Origin of the sequence: Marinobacterium sp. MBR-109, from assembly GCF_040547565.1 — a bacterium.
Lineage (GTDB): Bacteria > Pseudomonadota > Gammaproteobacteria > Pseudomonadales > Balneatricaceae > Marinobacterium.
Genome location: NZ_JBEPPZ010000005.1, coordinates 218,775 through 239,894 on the forward strand (window position 1 = coordinate 218,775; position 21,120 = coordinate 239,894).

General features: G+C 55.7%; 16 protein-coding genes. 6 read left to right on the plus strand and 10 right to left on the minus strand.

All coding sequences use genetic code 11. The features are described 5' to 3' along the window. Positions 1–24: 24 nt before the first annotated feature. Both ABIE60_RS08975 and ABIE60_RS08980 read right to left on the minus strand, forming a co-directional pair. Positions 25–318, minus strand: coding sequence for a hypothetical protein (locus tag ABIE60_RS08975; protein WP_354469096.1), 294 nt, complete (start codon positions 316–318; stop codon positions 25–27). Positions 319–508: 190 nt separating this feature from the next. Then, the gene (locus tag ABIE60_RS08980) at positions 509–2,674 is read right to left on the minus strand and encodes an esterase-like activity of phytase family protein (RefSeq protein WP_354469097.1); all 2,166 of its coding nucleotides are present in this window, start codon (positions 2,672–2,674) and stop codon (positions 509–511) included. A 188-nt stretch (positions 2,675–2,862) separates the two neighbouring features. Here ABIE60_RS08980 and ABIE60_RS08985 point away from each other — a divergent pair, with 188 nt between their 5' ends. Together ABIE60_RS08985 and ABIE60_RS08990 are read left to right on the plus strand one after the other, a co-directional pair. Further along, positions 2,863–3,522 carry a YccT family protein gene (locus ABIE60_RS08985; protein WP_354469098.1) on the plus strand — a complete coding sequence of 220 codons (660 nt, stop codon included), beginning with the start codon at positions 2,863–2,865 and terminating at the stop codon, positions 3,520–3,522. A gap of 38 nt (positions 3,523–3,560) precedes the next feature. After that, entirely contained in the window at positions 3,561–4,487 is a 927-nt protein-coding gene (locus ABIE60_RS08990; protein ID WP_354469099.1) for a porin, read from the plus strand. Positions 4,488–4,618: 131 nt separating this feature from the next. On the opposite strand, the gene ABIE60_RS08995 is transcribed toward ABIE60_RS08990, so the two are convergent. Then, a complete protein-coding gene (locus ABIE60_RS08995) occupies positions 4,619–5,527 on the minus strand; it encodes a bestrophin family protein (protein ID WP_354469100.1) in 909 nt (302 codons plus the stop codon). Positions 5,528–5,741: 214 nt separating this feature from the next. Then, positions 5,742–6,170 (minus strand): hypothetical protein, encoded by a 429-nt coding sequence (locus tag ABIE60_RS09000; protein ID WP_354469101.1) that lies wholly within the window; start codon positions 6,168–6,170, stop codon positions 5,742–5,744. A 200-nt stretch (positions 6,171–6,370) separates the two neighbouring features. Between ABIE60_RS09000 and ABIE60_RS09005 the strand changes: the two genes are divergently transcribed. Together ABIE60_RS09005 and ABIE60_RS09010 are read left to right on the plus strand one after the other, a co-directional pair. Further along, entirely contained in the window at positions 6,371–8,626 is a 2,256-nt protein-coding gene (locus tag ABIE60_RS09005) for an Orn/Lys/Arg family decarboxylase (RefSeq protein WP_354469102.1), read from the plus strand. A 152-nt stretch (positions 8,627–8,778) separates the two neighbouring features. Beyond that, on the plus strand, positions 8,779–10,359 hold the full coding sequence (locus ABIE60_RS09010; RefSeq protein ID WP_354469103.1) for a methyl-accepting chemotaxis protein: 1,581 nt from the start codon (positions 8,779–8,781) through the stop codon (positions 10,357–10,359). A gap of 75 nt (positions 10,360–10,434) precedes the next feature. On the opposite strand, the gene ABIE60_RS09015 is transcribed toward ABIE60_RS09010, so the two are convergent. After that, entirely contained in the window at positions 10,435–12,420 is a 1,986-nt protein-coding gene (locus ABIE60_RS09015) for a methyl-accepting chemotaxis protein (protein ID WP_354469104.1), read from the minus strand. 252 nt (positions 12,421–12,672) lie between these two features. Between ABIE60_RS09015 and ABIE60_RS09020 the strand changes: the two genes are divergently transcribed. After that, positions 12,673–14,652, plus strand: coding sequence for a methyl-accepting chemotaxis protein (locus tag ABIE60_RS09020; RefSeq protein ID WP_354469105.1), 1,980 nt, complete (start codon positions 12,673–12,675; stop codon positions 14,650–14,652). A 54-nt stretch (positions 14,653–14,706) separates the two neighbouring features. Here ABIE60_RS09020 and ABIE60_RS09025 read toward each other — a convergent pair whose 3' ends face one another. From ABIE60_RS09025 to recQ, 5 genes are all read right to left on the minus strand, one after another. Next, positions 14,707–15,288 carry a PhnA domain-containing protein gene (locus tag ABIE60_RS09025; RefSeq protein ID WP_354469106.1) on the minus strand — a complete coding sequence of 194 codons (582 nt, stop codon included), beginning with the start codon at positions 15,286–15,288 and terminating at the stop codon, positions 14,707–14,709. Between the two features lie 117 nt (positions 15,289–15,405). Continuing rightward, on the minus strand, positions 15,406–16,737 hold the full coding sequence (locus ABIE60_RS09030; RefSeq protein WP_354469107.1) for a KamA family radical SAM protein: 1,332 nt from the start codon (positions 16,735–16,737) through the stop codon (positions 15,406–15,408). 309 nt (positions 16,738–17,046) lie between these two features. Beyond that, positions 17,047–17,835, minus strand: coding sequence for a hypothetical protein (locus ABIE60_RS09035; protein ID WP_354469108.1), 789 nt, complete (start codon positions 17,833–17,835; stop codon positions 17,047–17,049). A gap of 7 nt (positions 17,836–17,842) precedes the next feature. Beyond that, on the minus strand, positions 17,843–18,268 hold the full coding sequence (locus tag ABIE60_RS09040; RefSeq protein ID WP_354469109.1) for a YqaA family protein: 426 nt from the start codon (positions 18,266–18,268) through the stop codon (positions 17,843–17,845). Then, positions 18,265–20,403 (minus strand): DNA helicase RecQ, encoded by a 2,139-nt coding sequence (gene recQ, locus ABIE60_RS09045; RefSeq protein WP_354469126.1) that lies wholly within the window; start codon positions 20,401–20,403, stop codon positions 18,265–18,267. Before recQ ends, ABIE60_RS09040 begins: the two co-directional genes overlap by 4 nt. 121 nt (positions 20,404–20,524) lie before the next feature. On the opposite strand from recQ, the gene ABIE60_RS09050 reads away from it, so the two are divergent. Continuing rightward, the gene (locus tag ABIE60_RS09050) at positions 20,525–21,094 is read left to right on the plus strand and encodes a YecA/YgfB family protein (protein ID WP_354469110.1); all 570 of its coding nucleotides are present in this window, start codon (positions 20,525–20,527) and stop codon (positions 21,092–21,094) included. Positions 21,095–21,120 lie beyond the last annotated feature (26 nt).

Consider the following 21,120-nt stretch of genomic DNA (forward strand, 5'->3'; position numbering starts at 1 on the left):
ACGCCATGCTCGCAAACAGGTCTCTCAGTGAAAGGCCCTGCTGCGACGATCCAGTTTGTGGCTACTCAGAACAACATGCTTGAGTTTATTGAGCTTCGCCACCCGATTCATGGCCAGCAACTCGATCACACCTGCCGCCAGCATCAGCTTGATCACAAACGACTGCTCAGCCAGCAAGGGATGAAACTGACCTCCATTACCGGTGAACAGAAGGTAGATGCCAAACCCGATGATCAGCGTGGCCGGCAATGTAATCAGGTTGTATTTGCGAATGTGGCGGTTAATGTCTTTAACCGAACTCTTCTTGTCGACACTCATGGTGAACCCTCCCGAGGATTTGATCATTAATTGATCAGACCTGCCTATACGAACGATTGTAGCGCCAACCAAAATTGTGCTCCAGTGTCTCAAAAATGCCGACATTTGCAGCAAAACGTTTGTATGTTGCTCGTTAACAACAAAAAAGGGCCACCCGAAGGCAGCCCTTGAACACATGGATTCGTTCGGCTCAGAGATTACCAAGCTTCAGCCAGAGCGTTTCACCGGAGCTGTCATCCACACCATCGTTATCCGTTACCATATAAGCCTCACCATTGGCATCGATCGCGAAGCCTTCAACCTTGTCGGTGATATAGCCATTAAGGCCCTTCAGATCCGGCATCAAATCACGCACGAGGGTTTTGGGTACCACTGGCAGCGCCTCACTCAATGACCGTGGCTTCAGTGCTGACAGCTCGATGCGGTACAGCCGCTTGATTGCCGCTTTTTCACCGATCTGGTTGTCACGCTCAATCACATAGAGACCGTCTTGATGCAGCTCAAGCTCGGACAGGCCTACCCAGCCTTCGCTGGCGGGCTCCAGCGGATAATGCACCGCACTCCACTGACCGGTTTTCAGGTCATAAGCCAACAGTTTTGCGTGATTATCAGGGTCATCACCCCAGGGACGCTGCAGCGCAATCCAGAGCGTATCGCCTGCCAGTGCGATCCCCTCGGCACCAAAGCGGCTCTGATGTTTGAGCAGCTGTGAAGGCAGTTCAATGGTACGGGTGATTTCGCCCGCCGCATTCACATGATGGATCGCATGCGGAACCTTCTTGTCGACATTGCCTTCAGACGCCAGCCAGAAGCCCCCCTTACCATCCGAAGTAATTCCTTCGAGATCCAGCTTGTCGGCAACCTTGCCTTCGTGGGTGATATCGATCGCAGCGGTAATACGAGCTGGGTGCTCAGTCGCATCAATACGGAATATACGAGGCTGCTTTTTGTAAAAACTGTCATTAACGGCATAGAGAATACCAGGCTCTTTGTCGTCTGCAGCCAACCCTGAAAGAGCTCCCCAGCCAATCGGATTTCCCGATGTGTCGTTTTCTGAAATCAGCTGAGGATAAGCGGCAGGTGCGTCTGACCACTTGAACAGCATGACATGTGCACGCGCACCACCCTCTTCAACCAGGTCCTTTTCGTTGGCACTGGCCAGCAAGCCACGTGCAGGGATCGCGATGGCTGACTCCGGTGCCATACCGGACGGCAACAACTGCACAAACTCAGGTTCAGCACCTGTGTCTCGGTAGACCCCCACCACCGATCCGCGCTCAGACAATACGAAGATATAGGTGTCATCACCAAAACGGGCAACTTCAAGCCCTTCAGGTTCACCGCCCTTTTTGCCTGAACGCTTGTCCGGGTAGTGGCCGGCACGTACCACTTCATGTTCAAAGGCCGCTCCCGACTCGAACAGCAATTCACCACTCTTGTGGAAAATACTGAACCCGCGCGCGCCACCCTGATAGTCGCCTTCATTGGCAATCACGAAGCGTTCATTGTCCAGCCACTTGACCGCATCAGGCTCTCGCAGCACGTTTTTCAAACTGCCGGTAAAGATCAGCGCACCATCCTTTTCGGTGTCGATGCCCTCAAGATCAACGCTGCCCGCCGAAAAGTGGTTGATCACCTTGCCGCTGGCACCGTCAATGATCACCAAGTGATTGTTTTCCTGCAGTGTCACCACAATCTCACCCTGAGCATTAAAGTCGACAAATTCCGGCTCAGGATCTTCAGGCGCAATGTCGGCCAGCCCTGTCAAATCAACACGTCTCAGGCTGTTGCAGTCCAGTTGCCCATCCTTGACCGACAGGATGACCAGGTCACCGGCCGGCAACTGCGGTATCTGTCCATCATTCAGGTCCTCATCACGCTCGTTCTCGATTGCGATGGCAACCAGCGTCTTATCGGCTGAAACCGCCACCGAATCAGGCTGCCCATCCAGTTCGCACCGATTGATCACCTTCATCTGATCCGGTGAAACCAGCGCCAGAAAACCGGAAGGTTTTACATAGCTTTCAGACGTGTTCACAGCGGTCACAACCAGGTTACCCAGTGCACTGACGGAGGTAGGCTCACCCTCCAGTGCCAGGAAGCCTGCGGGCCTGGGCTGTTCTTCTTGTCGAATGTCTAAAAAACCGAGCCCTCCCCTGGGGCTATCGGAATACACCAGCATCTCGCCATTGGCCGTTGCGGTAATGATTTCGGCCGACGTTTCCTGCGACATCTGATCGGCAGGCAAATTCTGACTGACCGGGAAGCTGGCAATACGATTGAACTGCTCGGCATGGGCACCCGCTGCAGCAACAGCCAGTGCAAGCACGGAAAGACGAGAAGCTAAACAATGCATCAGATACATTTCCTTTGATGGTTTGATATCTCACATAAGAGGCAATTTGCTGTACCCGTATATCAAGCCTAAATTAAATTACTGTTACAGATTCATTGAAATAAATATTAATATTTTAGAAACACTCATGTAATAATCTGAAAATAGTATGCACCGCAACTTTGGAACACATGGTTACAGGTGCTTACATGAAAAAAATGGTCTTGCCGCTGCTTATTTCGATGGCAGTTATTCCTTCCATATCCCATGCAGAAATAAAACTGTCTACAGGGGAAGGCGTTAATATTCTGGCCATCAACGGCAAGGCCATTGATCAGGGTACTCTCTTCTCAGGCGCACCTGAGCTGAAAGCCGATAACGGAAAAACACAAATAGTCGCTGAGTATACAGCTGAAATATCGGATTCAGCCGATGATTACAGGCTTGAGAACAGTGACACGTTTGTCATCACCTTCTCTGCTGCCAACACAACGGTTCAGGTTCATGCACCTGAAATATCCAGCGCATACGATTTAAAGGCATTTAATGAGTCCGGTGAATGGACGCTTCAAGACAAGGATGGACATTCCATCTCCTTTGATTATGGAAAGCTTGAAAAAGAAGGTTTTCAGCTATCACGTGATTACGAGAGTGAGCTGAAAAAGTTCAACAATACTCAATCAGATGCCGCCATGATTTCCTTAAATCATGAAACGCACAGTTTCAATAAAGGAACACCGGCTCAATCAGTATCCAACAGTATAAACCCCGATCAGAAAATGGTCGGACAAATGCTGCAGTTCTGGTATGAGCAGGCCAGTACGGAAACACAGAATAAATTCAAGAGCTGGATTAAATCTGGCCAGTAAAACTCACCCTTACTATTCTTTTATTTGGAGTCTCGCACATGAAAAAGCTTCTTCTGGCTGTTGCAGTTTCCGCTGCTGCCAGCTCCGCCAGCGCTGTTACTGTTTATGAAGGCAATGGTTTTACCTACAAACTGAACGGCGACCTGCAGGTTCAGCTGCGTAAGGAGATCGGTGAAGACGAACACGCTGATATCGAGTTTGATGATCTGGAACTGAAAAACTACGTCAGCTATGACCTTGGCAACGACATGAAAGCCTTTGGTCGCGTTGATTTCGGCTTCAAGGATGCCGCTGAAGACAAGCAGGATGGCAGCAAGCTTGAAGAAGCGTATCTGGGTCTGGCCTTCGGTAATACCTCCGTGTCTTTCGGCAAACAGAACTTTGCATCTGACGAGTTCGGTATCGAGGAAGCCTACGAACTGAAGACCGTAAGCGAAGACCGCTTCGATGGCATGTCTACCGACGGTGATGACACTATCCGTATGGATATCGAACTGGAGAATGTTTACCTGGTTGCCTCCTACGAGATGGATGCCGAAAACGAATCCAGCGAAAACGGTGAATATTTTGATCTTTTTGCATCCACCAGCGTTGGTGATCTGACACTGGCAGCCGCCTACCAGAACGCAAAGGAAGCGATCGGTGCCGAGTCTTTTGATACCTGGGGTGTCAGCGCCTCTTATGATGCCGGCTTTGCCACGTTTGCAGCTGACTACAGCAGCACTGATGACATTGCTGACCTCTACAACATTGCTGTTTCTTTCCCGATTGCCAGCACCACAAAAATGGCCATCGGTATGGTTAACGAAGACTTTGATGCCGGCGACGACATCACTGAATGGTACGCCAACGTAACCTACAAGTTCCCGACTCAGAAAAACGTCAGCCTGTTTGCAGAAATCGCTGACTCTGACGAAGACGGCGCCGACATGGGCTACCTGGCAGGTATGCGCGTCAAATTCTAATGGACTAGCGTAGCCGTTCACGCCTTACCCCCTTCGGGCCTGAACGGTCACGGCTCACTGCCGGCTCTCTTGAGCCGGCTTTTTCGTTTCATGACGCTATGTCATTAGCCCGGGCTGGCCAGGAGTCGAGGTTACTGCAGCTGAAACTCAACCGGCTGCAGAAGCTCAGGTGCGGTTTCTCCCAACGCTTCCGCAATACTGATTTCATGAATGCGGCATATTGCATCCAATGGCAGGTCGTTGCTTTCACGCCCGAAAGGGAATTCCAGCTGCTCGGAAAGGCGGTCCAGCCCAAAAAACGTGTAGGCCACGATGGCGCAAAACACCGGAGTAAACCAGCCAGCGGCGCCGACCAGTCCAAAGGGAAGAAGGTAGCAGTAGATATAGGCCGTCCGATGTGCCAACAGTGTGTAGGCAAAAGGCAAGGGTGTATGCGCAATCCGCTCGGATGCAGCCTGAATGCCCGCCAGTTCATGCAGGTGGCGGTCCAGGGCCGCCGCCGCGATGGTATCGATGCGCCCTGACTGCAAAGCCTGCGCAATCTGCAGCCCCGCCTGCTGCAACATGAACTCCGCCGGATTGCGTTTCGAAAGGGCCATATTGATCATTTCAGCCGGCAGATCCGGTGGCAGATCATCGCGTACATCCTCACCACGCAGTTGTCCGCGCAACAGGTGACTGTATGCCAGCACACATGACAGCAGGTGTCGACGCTCCCCCTCCGCCAAATATATGCCACTGGCACGCGCCAGACTGCGCACTTCATATACCATATGACCCCACTGCTTTCTGGCCTCCCACCAACGGTCATAGGTTGCGGTGTTGCGCACGCTCAGCAATATCGACAGGGCAATACCGATTAGAGTGAACGGCAACAGGCTGTACTCGACAACCCCATCAAGATAATGCCGCCTCATGCCCCAGGTGACGGTCAGGGCAAACAACCCGACCAGAATAATATGAGGCAACACATGAGGCACAACCGAGCCTTTCCAGGCCAGCATCAGCCCGATGGCACCAGGGCGCTTGCGAACGATCATAGAATATGGACTCCGAACAACAGACAAGGCCCTGTCATTCCAGGGTCCTTGAATGGAAAACAGACGGCAGAAACAGCCTGCCCGCACTAGTGTCGATCAGAATGATCACGCTGAACAGCGTTTTCTGGTTGCCGAGGCAGGCAGGGAAGGCACAGGAGCACATCAAACAGTGATGCCCGCAGTTTTGGGGCATCGTACAATCAGCGAAGCGGGCTCAGTGGGCGGGAATGAATTGCAGAGCTTCAGCAGGAATCGAAACCCACAACCGCTGGCCGTTACTGAGGCGCAGTTTTTCATAGCGATAGCGTGGCAAGGAAAGCTGCACCAGTGGCAAGCCTTTTTCGACTTCCAGTTCCAGCCACAACTGGTCATCACCCGTACAGAGGCGTGCCAACCGCGCCCGCAGCATCAGATGCCTGCGCGGGTCAGGCCCCCAGGGCCCCAGCAGCAAACAGGCACTGTCACTGGCAAAAACAAGCTCACCGGGCCGGGTGACCGTATCCACCCCTGAAGGCAATTGCAGCTGCTGACGCCCGACCAGCGTCACACCATCGCTTCCTGCACGAACAGGCAGACGGTTATTGACATCAAGTGCGACGGGCGACCAGCGGCTCTGATCAGGATGTGCTTCAATACAGGTCATATCTACCTCTTACGCGTACCGATACAGTGCAAGCCGATACGCCAGATCAGGTTTACGGGATCATTCAGATGATGAATTGCAAGAATGACGCCAGTATGACAACCGAGGGGGCCGTTGATGCAACTTTACTCTGACCCTGCCACTGCTACAATTGCTGTCCTGAGCTCTTAGGAACCGCCCTCAACCTGCAGGATGTGTGCATGAAGTTTCGTTTCCCCGTCGTCATCATCGACGAAGATTTCCGCTCCGAAAACATCTCAGGCTCCGGTATCCGGGATCTGGCCGAAGCGATCAGTCGCGAAGGCATGGAAGTGGTCGGATTTACCAGCTACGGCGACCTCACTTCATTCGCACAACAGGCCAGCCGAGCGTCCTGCTTTATTCTGTCGATCGATGACGAGGAGTTCGGTTCCGGCTCGGACGATGACGTCAACAAGGCACTTGAATCGATCCGCCAGTTCATTGGCGAAGTGCGCAAGCGCAACGCCGATATCCCGGTGTTCCTCTACGGTGAAACCCGCACATCACGCCACATCTCCAACGATATCCTGCGTGAGTTGCATGGCTTCATCCACATGTTTGAGGATACACCCGAGTTTGTCGCACGCCACATCATTCGCGAAGCGACCAAGTATCTGGAAAGCCTGGCTCCACCTTTTTTCAAGGCGCTGATGGACTACGCCAGTGACAGCTCCTATTCCTGGCACTGCCCCGGCCATTCAGGCGGTGTTGCCTTTCTGAAAAGCCCTGTAGGCCAGATGTTTCACCAGTTCTTCGGTGAAAACATGCTGCGCGCCGACGTGTGCAACGCAGTGGAAGAGCTGGGCCAACTGCTGGACCACACCGGCCCGGTATCGGCCAGTGAGGCCAATGCCGCACGCATCTTCAATGCCGATCACCTGTTCTTCGTCACCAACGGCACCTCCACCTCCAACAAGGTGGTCTGGCATTCCACGGTGGCACCGGGTGACATCGTCGTGGTCGACCGTAATTGCCACAAGTCGATTCTGCACTCGATCATCATGACCGGGGCGATCCCAGTATTCCTGATGCCGACCCGCAACAACTACGGCATCATTGGTCCGATTCCGAAGAGCGAATTCGACCCTGAAACCATCCGCAAGAAGATCGAGGCCAACCCCTTTGCCCGCGAGGCGAAGAACAAAAAGCCACGCATTCTGACCATTACCCAAAGCACCTACGACGGCATCGTTTACAACGTGGAAACGATCAAGGAGATGCTGGGCAACACCATCGACACGCTGCACTTCGATGAAGCCTGGTTGCCGCACGCCTCGTTCCATGAGTTCTACCACAACATGCACGCCATCGGGCCGGACCGTCCGCGCTCGGATGAAACCCTGGTGTTTGCCACCCAGTCCACTCACAAGCTGCTGGCAGGGCTGTCGCAGGCTTCACAGATTCTGGTACAGGACGGCACCAGCCGAAAGCTGGATACTCACCGTTTCAACGAATCCTACCTGATGCACTCCTCGACCAGCCCACAGTACGCGATCATCGCATCCTGTGACGTGGCAGCCGCCATGATGGAGCCGCCGGGCGGCAAGGCGCTGGTCGAAGAATCACTGCTGGAAGCGATCGATTTCCGCCGTGCCATGCACAAGGTTGACGAGGAGTTTGGCGAAGACGACTGGTGGTTCAAGGTCTGGGGGCCGGATGTCCAGGCCGAGGAGGGTCTGGGGGATCGTGACAACTGGATCATCCATGACAACGATGACTGGCATGGCTTTGGCAAGATCGATTCAGGCTTCAACATGCTGGACCCGATCAAGTCCACCATCATCACGCCGGGGCTTAACCTGGAAGGTGAGTTCGACGAGATCGGCATTCCGGCCGCCATCGTCAGCAAATACCTGGCCGAACACGGCATTATTATTGAGAAGAGCGGGCTCTACTCCTTCTTCATCATGTTTACCATCGGCATCACCAAGGGCCGCTGGAACTCAATGGTGACCGAACTGCAGCAGTTCAAGGATGACTACGATCAGAATCTGCCCATGTGGCGTGTGATGCCTGAGTTTGCCAAGCGTCACCCTACGTATGAGCGCGTTGGTCTGCGTGATCTCTGTACCGAGATCCACAACGTTTACAAACAGTACGATGTGGCTCGCATCACTACCGAAATGTACCTGTCCAACATCGAACCGGCCATGACCCCGGCCGATGCCTGGGCCAAAATGGCGCACCGCGAGGTGGAGCGGGTTTCCATTGATGCGCTGGAAGGTCGCGTCACTGCCATGCTGGTGACCCCCTACCCGCCGGGTATTCCTCTGCTGGTACCGGGTGAGCGTTTCAACAAGACTATCGTGCGCTACCTGCAGTTTGCCCGCGACTTCAATTCACGCTTCCCGGGCTTCGAGACCGACGTTCACGGCCTGGTACGTGAGCAGGTCAACGGCAAGGACGCCTACTTCGTGGATGTGGTCAAGGACTGATCAACACACGACAAACAACACCTTATTAGAAGCGGCTTTCAGAAGCCGCTTTTTTTATACATGAAATATTTGGCACACAATTTGTAGGTAATCTATAGTGAGCTGGATGGTCCTTGAGGGACCAAACGGCGATAACAAGGATAACAGGTGCCATGAAAAAGAATCTGCCCATTACCGACCGTGAGGTCGAGTTCCCCGACAATACCAATATTCTCTCCACCACCGACCTCAAGGGTCAGGTAACTTACGTCAATCAGGACTTCGTCAAGATATGTGGTTTCAGCCAGGAAGAGCTGTTGGGCAAAAACCACAACATCGTACGCCACCCCGACATGCCTCCGGCAGCTTTCCAGTCCCTGTGGGATACGGTAAAGACCGGAAACTCATGGATGGGTGTTGTGAAAAACCGCTGCAAAAACGGTGATCATTACTGGGTCAGCGCGTATGTAACACCCATCTCCGAGGATGGCAGAGTCGTCGAATACCAATCCGTACGTACCCGTCCCGAGCCTGAACAGATCGCCAGAGCCAGTCAGCTCTATGCTCGTCTCTCGGCCGGCAAAGGATTCAAGCCCAGCCTGGCCAGCCGCATACGGCTGCCCTGGCGCCTGTTGGGGGCCGGCGTACTGGCGACACTGGCAGCACTGGGCCTGCACCACGCGGGGGTTGCCGGCACCGATGGCACTGCGGCGATTGTGGTTGCCGCCATGTTGGCAAGCCTGTTGTCGATGCTGATCATACAGCCAATCCACCAGGTAATTGAGCAGACCCGCACAAGTGTTTCGAACGATGCGCTGGCACGACGCATCTACACGGGCCGCGATGACGAGGCCGGCCAGCTTCAGTTCGCTCTGTTTCGCCTGCGTTCGGAGGCGCGTGCCATTGCCGGACGCATCAACGACTGTGCAGAGCAGCTGGGTCAGAATGCCGAGCGGCTGGCATCTGCCGTTGAGCGCAGCAGCCAGGGACTGAACCACCAGCAGTCAGAAACGGAGCAGATTGCGTCGGCCATCACAGAGATGGTCGCCAGCATCGAGGAAGTGGCCCGTCATGCACAGATGACGGCGGTCAGCGCAGAGGGCTCCAATACCTGCGCCAGCAACGGTCAGGCCGTCATGGCAGATGCCCGTGAAGCGATCCTGTCACTGACTGACGAGATCGAAAATGCCACGGGTGTCATTGACCAGCTTGCGACCAGCAGTGACAACATCCATGGCATTCTGGAGGTGATCACCGGCATCTCTGAAAAAACCAACCTGCTGGCGCTGAACGCCGCCATCGAGGCTGCCCGTGCCGGCGAGCATGGTCGTGGCTTTGCCGTGGTCGCAGAAGAGGTCCGCAATCTGGCACAACGCAGCCAGGAGTCAGTCGGTGAAATTCAGACGCTGCTGGAAAGCCTGCAACAGGGCTCACGCAACGCCACCAGCGCCATGCGCCAGAGTCAGAGCAAAGCCCGTCAGACCGTCGAGCGAGCACTGCAGGCCACCGACGCACTGCAGGAGATCACCACGGCGGTGAACCAGATCACGGACATGAACACGCAGATCGCCTCTGCAGTAGAGCAGCAGCTCAGTGTCAGCGGTGAAATCGAGCGCAACGTGGGGCTGATCCGTGACGTGGCACAAAACAACCTCAGTGATGGCCAACAGACACAGCTGTCGGCTGAAGAGATGGCGGGACTGTCACGCAACCTGAAGCAGTTATCGACCAACTTCTGGGTCGTGAAGGCCTGAGCGAACAGCGCTCTCCATGAACGCAAACGCCCCGCATAGCGGGGCGTTTTCCGTCAAGCCGAGCTTAACGAACCGTCAGGTTCTCTGCTGCACCTTGTCTTCCAGCGCCGTCAGCTTTTGTACTATGTCGGCAGAGATGGCCGCTACCTGATCGTAGCAGTTCTCTGCACGATCAAACTCCTTGGCCTGACGATAGCGAACCGCCTCCTTCACCAATGCATGCAGCTTCTCATGCGGTGATTCAATGCTGGTGAATTCGCTCAGGTTGCCGTATTTCTCTTTACCCTCGGAGTAATACCACTTGCCGAAGGCGCAATCCATGTGCGAAACAGCCTCTTTCTCTGTCAGACTGGATTTGCCATCCAGGAAGCTGCGCAGCCGTGTTTTCCAGGACAGATGAGCCGCCTTGGCGGCTCCCAGATCAATACCCTGTACATTGGTTTCAAACCGGCTCACTTCATTCAGCAGGCTCTCCACATAACCACTGATCTGGCTGGTCACTTCAACCGACTGTTTTGAATACGCCGACGTTCTGCGCGACTGATCGGCAATACCGGTGATATGGCGATCCATATCATGCGCCACCTGGCTCTGCTCTTCGGCGGCTGTGGCGATCTGGGTGTTCATATCAGTGATGACACCCACCGCATCCACGATACGCAAAATGACGCTGCGCGCCTCTTCCGCCTGCGCCACGCTTTCTTCAGCCATACGCTGACTGGTTTCGATGGAACGTACCGCCGAAGTCGACTGTTTCTGCAACCGCTCAACGATACGCGCAATATTTTCAGTTGATTCCTGGGTGCGCTGAGCCAGCGTCCGAACCTCGTCCGCCACTACGGCGAAGCCACGCCCCTGTTCCCCTGCGCGGGCAGCCTCGATGGCGGCATTCAGTGCCAGCAGGTTGGTCTGCTCGGCAATACCGGTAATCACATCCAGAATCTGGCTCACCTCTTCAGAGTCTTTCGCCAGTTCACGAATGACTTCACCGGAATGGCGCACCTGATCCGCCACACCACCGATCTGGTCGCTCACCTGTGCGACCAGTTGCTGCCCACCCTTGGCGGAGTCATTGGCCGCCTCGGCTGAGGATGCGGCATTGGATGCACTTTGTGCCACCTCCTGTACCGTAGAGGCCATTTCGGTCACCGCTGCCGCCACCTGATCAATTTGAGACTGCTGATTGGCGACACCACGATCGGTGTCCGCCAGTGCCGAGTTCACCTGACCGACGCCGGTACTGATACGCCCGGCTGTCTGAGTCACCTGATGCAGCAATTCGCCGATTTCAAGGATGATCTCGTTGTAGGCGGTATAGTTCTGCCCTACCTCGTTTTTCGGGTTATCGATTTCAATCGGAATCGAGAAATTGCCCTGGGCCAGTACCCGCAGGTGGTCACGCAGGTTCTTGATCTGCCGGAACATGACTGTCAGGCCAAAGGATCGTCCCATCACGATCAACACCAGGACCAGAGCGGTTACCCAAAGCGCAATTTGCTGCAGCAGTTTCTGCTGTCCCAGTGCTTTGGCTTCCATCAGCCCAACGGTATTGTTCATTTCCTTGAGCAGTGTGAGCGACTGCTGCTCCAGCTTTGGCAGCAATGCGGTATCCGACTGCTGCAGGTACTGGTTCAGTGTTGCACGATAACTGTTCCAGAGTGTGCCCACCTGCTCCAGTCGATTACGTATCTCACTGTCCTCAGCGGCCTTGATGCCACGCTCGGCAGAGCCGTTCAACAATGCCTGGTGCGCACTCTCAAACGCATTCATGGTCTGTGTAACACCACTGCGGTCCCCCACGTCTTGAGACAGCAGCAACACCTCCTTGGCCATTTTCTGACTCAGCATGCGCTGGGCACCTGCCACATTGATCGCGGAGGCATCTGTATTGTCAGAAAGGTAAACGGCAGCGCCAATCACTGCAGTCAGCACAAAGATGATCACATAGGAAAACATGAACTGAGCATCAAGCGAGCGCAGGCCGACCAGTTCGAGCAGCTGTTCCAGCAGCTTGCCTGCACGGTAGCGCATCGATTTTGTATCGGGGGAGTATTTGAACATCTTTACCTTCCTCTGGGGCTGGCAGCATCGGTGAATCGTTGGGCTAACCCTGACGAACCGCTGGCTTGACCGGTTCTTGGCTTCAGGGCCATTAAATCGTGCCTGACAGCCAGTGTAAATGCATTCAAGCCGGGTTATTGACCTGTTGCAGCGTGACTGTACTTGATGACAGACAATTTACAGGTTTACAGCTTCTGAATAAGCAAATACCCTAAGTAAAAACCCGCCAATAACAAGAATCTGGGTCACGGCATGAAAATCTATATTACACAACGTATTGCCATCGGTTTTGGTCTCCTGGTCATCTTCATCATGCTGGTCGGTGCCGGCGGCCTTTACGGCAGCCGAACGGTCAGTGCAGGCCTCAGCGCTGTCACCGAAGAGGTCCTCCCCCTGGTCGATGACAGCTATGCCCAGACACTTGCTCTGGGGTATGCAACCACCGATCTCTACGGTGCTCTGGCGCAACGCCAACCCGAACGCTTTGAACGTTATCGAGAGATGTTCAACACCAGTTTCGACCGTTTCAGTGAACAGCTCGACCAACTCCAGCTTCGGCTCAACAGTCACACCGAGCTGGCACCTATTGTGGAGCGCATTCGCAATAATGCGACAGAGTTGGAAGGCCTGTCGGAAAAGCTGTTCGCACTGCATCAGGAACAGAGCCGACTGCAAGGGGCTGTCAGCGACATCTCGGTCAAGTTCATGACTCAGAACGACGCCCTTGCCAGCTGGGCACGCAACTACCTTTCCACAGCCAGCAGCGATGAGGGCATACTGCGCATCCGATCCGTCACTCGCGCGGCCAACAGCTACCGATTCATGCTGTTCAATTACCAGCGCAATCAGGATATTGAGCGTCTGCGCAGTGATGCCGAAGACAACAGGGGCAGCCTGGTCAAGGCACATGAATTTTTCGCGGCAGCCGAACCCCGTGCCAATCAGGTCGAACCGCTGGTAGAAAACCTGGAAACCGCTTTCTACGGTGATGATGGCGTGCTGTCACTGTATAACCAGCTGACGGCCGCCGATCTTGAGCTGACCCAAACGCTGGAGCAGCTGTCAGCGCTGATGGAAGCCTCCAGTCAGGAGTCTGCCAGCATGGTAGAGGCTGCACGCACACTGGCGGCCGATACCCGTCAGGAAGGGCAGCAGGCGATCAGGCTGAGCAATATGGTTATCCTGGTGATTGCATCCGCTGCCATCGTACTGGCGATCGTCATAGCGCTGCTGACCATCAATGCCCTGCGCAAACCGCTGGCCGAAATTCGCCAGCAACTGGGGCGGCTGCGCCAGGGCGACCTGCGTATCAGCTTTGATGACCAGCGCAGGGACGAATTCGGCGAGCTGGGTGAGGCACTGAATGATGTAGTCAAAGGCCTGCGCGAAATTGTCACCACAATTACCCGCGGCTCCGAACACCTTGCATCGGTTGCCAGTCAGAACTCGGCCATCAGTGAGCAGACAACGCAGGCGATGGCACATCAGAGCGATCAGCTGCAGCAAACAGCATCAGCCGCAACCGAAATTTCCAGCAGCGTAGCCGAAGTGGCCAATCACAGCCACACCACTCTGGATGCGGTCAACGAGTGTGAATCGCTCAGTGTCAGCCTTACTGATAACGTACGTGAAACCCTGCAGAGCATCGAGCTGCAGGCTACCGGTATCCAGCAAGCGGTCAGCGTGAGTGATCAGCTTGCCAGCTACAGTTCAGAGATCGACAGCATTCTGTCAACCATTCGGGATATCGCCGAACAGACCAATCTGTTGGCACTGAACGCCGCCATTGAGGCTGCTCGGGCCGGGGAGCATGGCCGCGGTTTTGCAGTGGTGGCAGATGAAGTACGCGAGCTGGCCAGCCGAACCCAGAACTCCACTGGACGGATTCAGGAGATGGTGGAAAACATGCAGAAGAATATCACCCAGGTCGTGAGTGTGATGAAATCCAGCTACCACCAGACACAAAGCTGTGTTGAGCATGCCCACGCATCACAAACGTCACTGGACTCGCTCAATGCCGCCATCGCCCATATCGGCAGCCTGAGTACACAAATTACAGAGGCTGCACGCCAGCAGACCGATGCTGTTGAAGAGGTCAGCCGTACACTGAACGGGCTGAACACCACCGCCAGTGAAACGACCGAAGGCGCGCGACAGGCATCCGGCAGCAGTCGTGAGCTGCTCAGCTACGCCCATGAACAGCAGGAACTGCTGAAGCGTTTTTCGATCTGAAACCACGGGCTCATCCGGCTTGTGCAGGCCGGGTGAGCCCATGTCGAGTACGGTTTACTTCTGTTTCTTGACAAACTTGGTCAGAATCACAATCTGCTGACCTTCAACACGCCCCTCGATGTGCTCGGGGTTGTCCGGTACCAGTGAGATGTTGCGCACCGCCGTACCGCGCTTGGCCGTCAGGCTGGAACCTTTCACGTTCAGGTCCTTGATCAGGGTAACGGTATCCCCCGCTTCAAGCACAACACCATTGCTGTCCATGTGACGCACCACTTCATCGTCCGACAGGTGATCACCTGTCGCCTGGGCCCAGCTCAGCGTCTCATCATCCAGATACATCATATCCAGCAGATCCTGCGGCCAGCCTTCACCTCGCAGACGGTTGAGCATGCGCCAGGCCAGAACCTGTACCGCCGGTACCTGGCTCCACATGCTGTCATTCAGGCAGCGCCAGTGGTTGGGATCAACCTGGTCAGGGTTGTCGATCTGGGTGCGGCATGCGCCGCACAGGAGGACAGACTGATCGACACTACCATCCGAAGACGGCGGAACCGCAAAGACTGCCAGATCTTCGGTTGCGCCACAGAGTTCACACTTGGATTCGCTGCGAGTCTGCAGCGCCTGTTCGATTGACATGATCGACCCTCCTGTTTATGAAGCGGCGCATTATGCCAGAAACCTTCCGCTTTTTGTGGCCTTGAACACAAAAGGCTGCCTGCAGGCAGCCTTTTCTTGACGTTCACGACAGATGGATCACTCTTCGAAGAAGAACTTCTCTTCACCGAACGCCGGCTTAAGGTGGTTCAACCAGGTGGCCTTTTCATCATACCGGGCGAAGAACGGACGCTGCACCCAGTCAGGGTTACGGCCCTGAATGAAGCGCAACACAAACACCTTCTCACCGTTGATTTCGGTGACACCCTGAATTTCCACTTTGCCCGGCGTCGCCGACATGGACGGGCCGCGAGCAGTACGGGCAATGCCACTGACCTGCTTCATCGCCTCACGATAGGTTTTCCAGGCCTGCGCCAGCGGCACTTCAAAATAGTGCTGGGCACCGGTATCACGTTCCACAAACATGTAGTACGGCTGGATACCCATTTCCACCTGAGTCTGCCACATTTTTGCCCAGTCATCGGCCTCGGTGTTGATATGGTTGAGCAGTGGGCCTTGGCTGCGGATATGCGCACCGGTCTCGCGGAGGCGCGCCACCGCCTGGCGGTGGATATCGGTTTCCATCTCGCGCCAGTGGTTGTAATGCGCCATGAAAGCCAGATGCTTGCCGGCTGCGATGATGTCACGGAACAGCGCCATCAGATCATCGCTGTCCTCATCAGTGACAAAACGGTACGGCCAGAAGGTCAGCGCCTTGGAGCCGATACGAATGGTGCGGATATGGTCGAATTCCGGCACCAGCAGTGGCTCCAGGTAGGCACGCAGGTTTTTGGTCTTCATCACCATGGGGTCGCCACCGGTGATCAGCACATCGGTCACTTCCGGGTGTTCTCGCAGGTAATCACACAACTGACCGGATTCCTTGGCCGCGATTTTCAGTGACTGGTCGCCAACAAACTGTGCCCAACGGAAGCAGAAGGTACAGTAGCTGTGACACACCTGACCGGAGCTGGGGAAGAACAGTACGGTCTGGCCATACTTGTGCTGGATGCCGTTGACCGGCTCGCCGTTCACTCGCGGAATGTTCTGCTCCAGCTGGCCGGCCGGGTGCGGGTTCAGTGCCTGACGCACGTCGTTCACGACACGCTTGATCTCGGCCTTGTCACCGATCTCAAGCGCCGCTTCAACTGCCGTATAGTGTTCAGGCTTGAGCATGCCTCGCTGGGGGAAGGTCAACTGGAACATGGGATCGTTGATCGCATCATCCCAGTTGATCAGCTGATCGATCACATAGTTGTTGACCCGAAACGGCAGAACGGATGCAACCACTTCCATCTCATGTCTGAGTTGGGATGGAAGTCGTTGCAACTGCGGAATCTGCGCCAGATGACGGGCCGTGTAGACTTTAAAGGCGGGGGCGATATCGGCCTCGGTGGCCTGGATAAGATTGATCGGCGTTTGTGAATTCATGGGCTCCCTTGCAAGCTTGATTGGATTCAACAGTCGACTTCAAAGCCTGAAGCCACTGTGTGTAAAACAGATGAACAGGGGGAGCATTCAGAAACTGATACACCACCGGGGTGCAGCAGATGGGGACAGAGTCCGTTTTAACGGGCACTTGCACAAGACGTTTGCACACACGAAAAAGCAGCAAATGGGGCGTAAATAAACGCCAAAAACCGCGATAAACCCGCTAACTGTCCTCCAGAGACCGAATGCAGAAGACGAATTGTCCTACAGGCGCACGCCGGGGGTCAAGGACGCGGCTCATAACCGGATTCAGGGGGGCACTGCCAGCCAGTTGATCTCGATGGCCGTGGCAGCACCGATCACGACATGTTCAAGACTCGGTGGCAGCAGTGCCCAGCCGGGAGACACCTGCACCCTGCCGCCCATGATTTCGGCACGCGTTTGTGGAAACAGTGGCACCTTGGTGGGGTCGGCATAGCCGTCCGGCCAAAGTGGCTCGGTCGTCTCGGCATCATACTTGTCACTGGCACCCAGCGTGTGGAGAAACTCGTGCGCCGCAATCAGGTTATTGCGCCCCTGGTAGTCAACCCCCGCATAACCGTTCACCAGTCCGATCAGCCCCCGCTGCAGCCCCAGCGAGTGGCGCATGCCGACCTCGTTGTGCGGCAGGTGAAAGTTCATGAAAACGCGGGCATCCACCTCTCCACGCGGCAGGGAGTCATTGAACACGACCCAGAGCTGCATTTTAAGCGACCACCAGATCGCATCCAGAATACTGGGATGCTCAGGAACCTGGGGCGGGTTGGATTCGACCTGCGGTGCCAGCTGTACCCGTACCGGCTGCTCCAGCGACAAGCGGTATCGAGCGGCCTCACGATTGAAAAACAGTTCGATATCCTGAAATTGCTCAACACGCAGCTGATCGATCCAGGCCTGCGTCAGAGGATCTCCATCGGCGTTGACCGGATAGATGGCAAGGCGCACCGGCTGTTGCCACCAAACCTCATTACTGCGGCTGAGCCAGAGGTTGGTCAGCAGCAACAGGAGAACCAGCAGCAAAAGCAGCTGGATACCATATAGCAGGGACGTTTTGCTCATCCGAATCTCAACTGAAAATTCCGATGATGACAGCATAGCGCAGCAGCTTGCCCAGCGTAATGGCGACAAGACTGGCCAACAGATTGACCCGTAGCCAACCGGCCACGAAGCAAAGCGGGTCGCCCACCACCGGCAGCCAGGCCAGCAGCAACACCAGTGCTCCATAGCGCTCGATCCAGCACCTTGCACGCTGGTGCTCGGGCTTGTTCAGCGCCCGCAGAGGAAAACGATGCGCCAGCCAGTACCCCATACCCCAGGTCATCAGGCTGCCCAGCACATTGCCGACGGTTGCCATAAACAGCAGCAACCCCAGTGGATACTCCCCGGAGGCAACCAGCCAGGCCAGCAGGGCCTCAGAGCCACCCGGCAGCAGAGTCGATGAGATCAGTGCACTGAAAAACAGCCCTACAGGGCTCAACAGTGCGTCGTTCAAGCGTTCAGTCCCTGCCGGATGCAGCGCAACAGGCCATACTCATACTGCCCCGCAAGCGCCTCATGCACTGCCTTTAGTGAATCACCAAACTGCTGCTGACAGAAACGGATCGTCTTTTCGATTTCAGCACGTTCGGCAGCGGACAGTTCTACCACTTCATCCACGCTGATCCTGCGCTCGCGGATTGCATGTGCGAGGTGACCATAGATCACATTGACGGACAGTTTCTGCTGCCGCGCCACCTGCTCAACGGTCATGCCGGCACGATACAGCAGCAGTGACTCTTCAGCCTGTGCCTGCTGACTGTCAGCAGGCTCATCCTGAAACTCGGCGATCAGATCGAGGAAGGGCTGGCCGTAAAGATCGAGCTTGCGCTCCCCGACACCACTGAGTCGACGCATCTGCTCGGCGCTCAGCGGCCGATACAGCACCATCTCCATCAGCGTCGCATCATGGAAAATGACATAGGGTGGCACATCCTGCTCCTGCGCCAGCTGCCGGCGCAGGTTGCGCAGAGCCTCCCAGAGACGGTGCTCAGCCGGATCAAGCTTCTGTTGCGCCGCTGCAGAGCGGCCACTGGAGGTACGCTTGCCGCCTGCAGACGAAACTTTCAGGTCACGCCGCAGCTCCAGCGTTTCTTCTCCCTTGAGCAAAGGCCGGCAGCGGTCACTCAGGTGCAACACTCCAAAGCCCTGAGGATCAACGTTGAGGTAACCGCGCGCCACCAACTGTCGAAATACCGAACGCCACTGCTGTTGATCCAGGTCCTTGCCGATGCCCCATACGGACAGCTGCTCATGCCCGCGTTGGCGAGTCTTGTCACTGGACTGGCCACGCAGAATATCGATGATGTAGTTGACCCCGTACTGCTGACTGCTGCGGTAGACCGCCGACAGCGCCTTGCGTGCCGCTTCGGTACCATCCCAGACCGGTACCGGTTCCAGACAGGTATCGCAGTTGCCACAGGGTTGATGCGCATTTTCACCAAAGTAGCTCAACAAAGCCTGACGGCGACAGCTGGTGATTTCACACAACCCCAGCATCGCTTCCAGTTTCTGCCGTTCAATCTGCTTCTGGGCCGCTTCCGCCTGGGAGCCTTCCAGCATCTGACGCAGAAAAATCACATCCTGCAGCCCATACACCATCCAGGCATCCGCCGGCAGACCATCGCGACCGGCACGACCGGTTTCCTGATAGTAGGCTTCAATCGAACGCGGCAGATCCAGGTGCGCCACAAAACGCACATTGGGCTTGTCGATCCCCATGCCGAAGGCGATGGTCGCCACCATGATGATCGACTCTTCAGTCAGAAAGCGGTGTTGGTGATGCTGACGCAGTTGTGCGTCCAGCCCGGCATGGTAAGGCAGCGCATTGAAGCCACGCTCGCACAGCCAGGCGGCTGTTTCTTCGACCCGCTTGCGCGACAGGCAGTACACCACGCCCACATCCTGCGCATGCTCATCGCGGATGAAACGCAGCAGCTGCTCCCGTGCACGGTCCTTCTGGCCAATACGGTAGCGAATGTTAGGACGGTCAAAGCCGCAGACAAAGGCGGCGGCATCGGTCAACGCCAGCCGATCGATGATTTCCTGACGGGTACGCGCATCTGCGGTGGCCGTCAGTGCGATGCGCGGGACGCCGGGAAACCGCTCACGCAACTCGCTCAGCTGCATGTATTCGGGACGGAAGTCATGCCCCCACTGGGATACGCAGTGCGCTTCATCGATGGCAAAGAGTGCCACACGACACTGACTCAGCAGCTGGCGAGTGCGCGGCTGCTGCAAGCGTTCTGGGGCAACATAGAGCAGATCGAGTTGACCACTGCGCAAAGCCGCTTCGGTCTGCTGCAGCTCGTCCAGAGTCATGGCCGAGTTGAGACAACCGGCCCGGATGCCCAGCTGTGACAGGGCACTCACCTGATCATGCATCAACGCGATCAGGGGCGAAATTACAACCCCGCAGCCCTCACGCACCAGTGCCGGCAACTGATAGCAAAGTGACTTGCCACCGCCAGTGGGCATTACCACCAGCGCATCGCGGCCATTTATAAGGGTTTCAACCACCGTTTCCTGCGGGTGACGAAAGGACTCGAAGCCGAACACATCGGCCAGTATTTGTCGGGCGCGCTCTATCATGGCCGGCATTATCCGTGATCACCGGCATGAAGTCATCCACAGCCATACCCCCGAGGCACGCTTCAGGGTAGAATCATCCGTTGACCTGAACTTGCGGATGCTGTGAACCATGAATGCAAACATGCCTGCCCTGATTACCGAAGAGGAACTGGACCGTCTGGAGGAATTTCTGTTCTCCGATGCCGTGTCCGACGAAGCCCTGGACCTGATCGGCGCGCACGGTTTTCTCTGTGCCCTGAACATCAGCCCCGAGCCCGTTGCCGAGTCCGAGTGGCTTGAACAGCTGTTCGACGGTGAACCGGAATGGGCCAGTGCCGAAGAAAAGACCGAGATCCTGTCGCTGCTGCGCAAGCTGTACCAGACCATCGGCAACGACCTGTACAACGATCAGGAGATTCTGCTGCCCTGTGAGCTGAGTCTTGAGCCTGAAGAAGATGAAGAGATGACCGAACTGACCATCTGGGCACAGTCCTTCATGGAGGGTGTGTTCCTGAAAGAGGAACAGTGGTTCGGTGAAGACGAGGAAACCGTAGCCGGCCTGCTCTTGCCGATCATGGTAGCTTCGGACCTGTTCGAGGATGAAGAGATCCGCGACATCAGTGATGACCGCGCTCTGCGCGAAGAGATGTGCGTACAGATTCCAGAAGTCCTGATTGACCTCTACCTGCACTTCCACGCGCCGGAAAAATGATTCCGGTTCACTGATCCGCAGGCAGG

Excerpts from the sequence above, each read along its gene's own strand:
- ABIE60_RS09005 (WP_354469102.1), top strand. The coding sequence starts at position 6,371 with ATGAAGTTTCGTTTCCCCGTCGTCATCATCGACGAAGATTTCCGCTCC.
- ABIE60_RS09000 (WP_354469101.1), bottom strand. The coding sequence starts at position 6,170 with ATGACCTGTATTGAAGCACATCCTGATCAGAGCCGCTGGTCGCCCGTC.
- ABIE60_RS09020 (WP_354469105.1), top strand. The coding sequence starts at position 12,673 with ATGAAAATCTATATTACACAACGTATTGCCATCGGTTTTGGTCTCCTG.
- recQ (WP_354469126.1), bottom strand. The coding sequence starts at position 20,403 with ATGATAGAGCGCGCCCGACAAATACTGGCCGATGTGTTCGGCTTCGAG.
- ABIE60_RS09010 (WP_354469103.1), top strand. The coding sequence starts at position 8,779 with ATGAAAAAGAATCTGCCCATTACCGACCGTGAGGTCGAGTTCCCCGAC.
- ABIE60_RS08980 (WP_354469097.1), bottom strand. The coding sequence starts at position 2,674 with ATGCATTGTTTAGCTTCTCGTCTTTCCGTGCTTGCACTGGCTGTTGCT.
- ABIE60_RS09015 (WP_354469104.1), bottom strand. The coding sequence starts at position 12,420 with ATGTTCAAATACTCCCCCGATACAAAATCGATGCGCTACCGTGCAGGC.
- ABIE60_RS09050 (WP_354469110.1), top strand. The coding sequence starts at position 20,525 with ATGCCTGCCCTGATTACCGAAGAGGAACTGGACCGTCTGGAGGAATTT.
- ABIE60_RS08990 (WP_354469099.1), top strand. The coding sequence starts at position 3,561 with ATGAAAAAGCTTCTTCTGGCTGTTGCAGTTTCCGCTGCTGCCAGCTCC.
- ABIE60_RS08975 (WP_354469096.1), bottom strand. The coding sequence starts at position 318 with ATGAGTGTCGACAAGAAGAGTTCGGTTAAAGACATTAACCGCCACATT.
- ABIE60_RS08995 (WP_354469100.1), bottom strand. The coding sequence starts at position 5,527 with ATGATCGTTCGCAAGCGCCCTGGTGCCATCGGGCTGATGCTGGCCTGG.
- ABIE60_RS08985 (WP_354469098.1), top strand. The coding sequence starts at position 2,863 with ATGAAAAAAATGGTCTTGCCGCTGCTTATTTCGATGGCAGTTATTCCT.
- ABIE60_RS09025 (WP_354469106.1), bottom strand. The coding sequence starts at position 15,288 with ATGTCAATCGAACAGGCGCTGCAGACTCGCAGCGAATCCAAGTGTGAA.
- ABIE60_RS09035 (WP_354469108.1), bottom strand. The coding sequence starts at position 17,835 with ATGAGCAAAACGTCCCTGCTATATGGTATCCAGCTGCTTTTGCTGCTG.
- ABIE60_RS09030 (WP_354469107.1), bottom strand. The coding sequence starts at position 16,737 with ATGAATTCACAAACGCCGATCAATCTTATCCAGGCCACCGAGGCCGAT.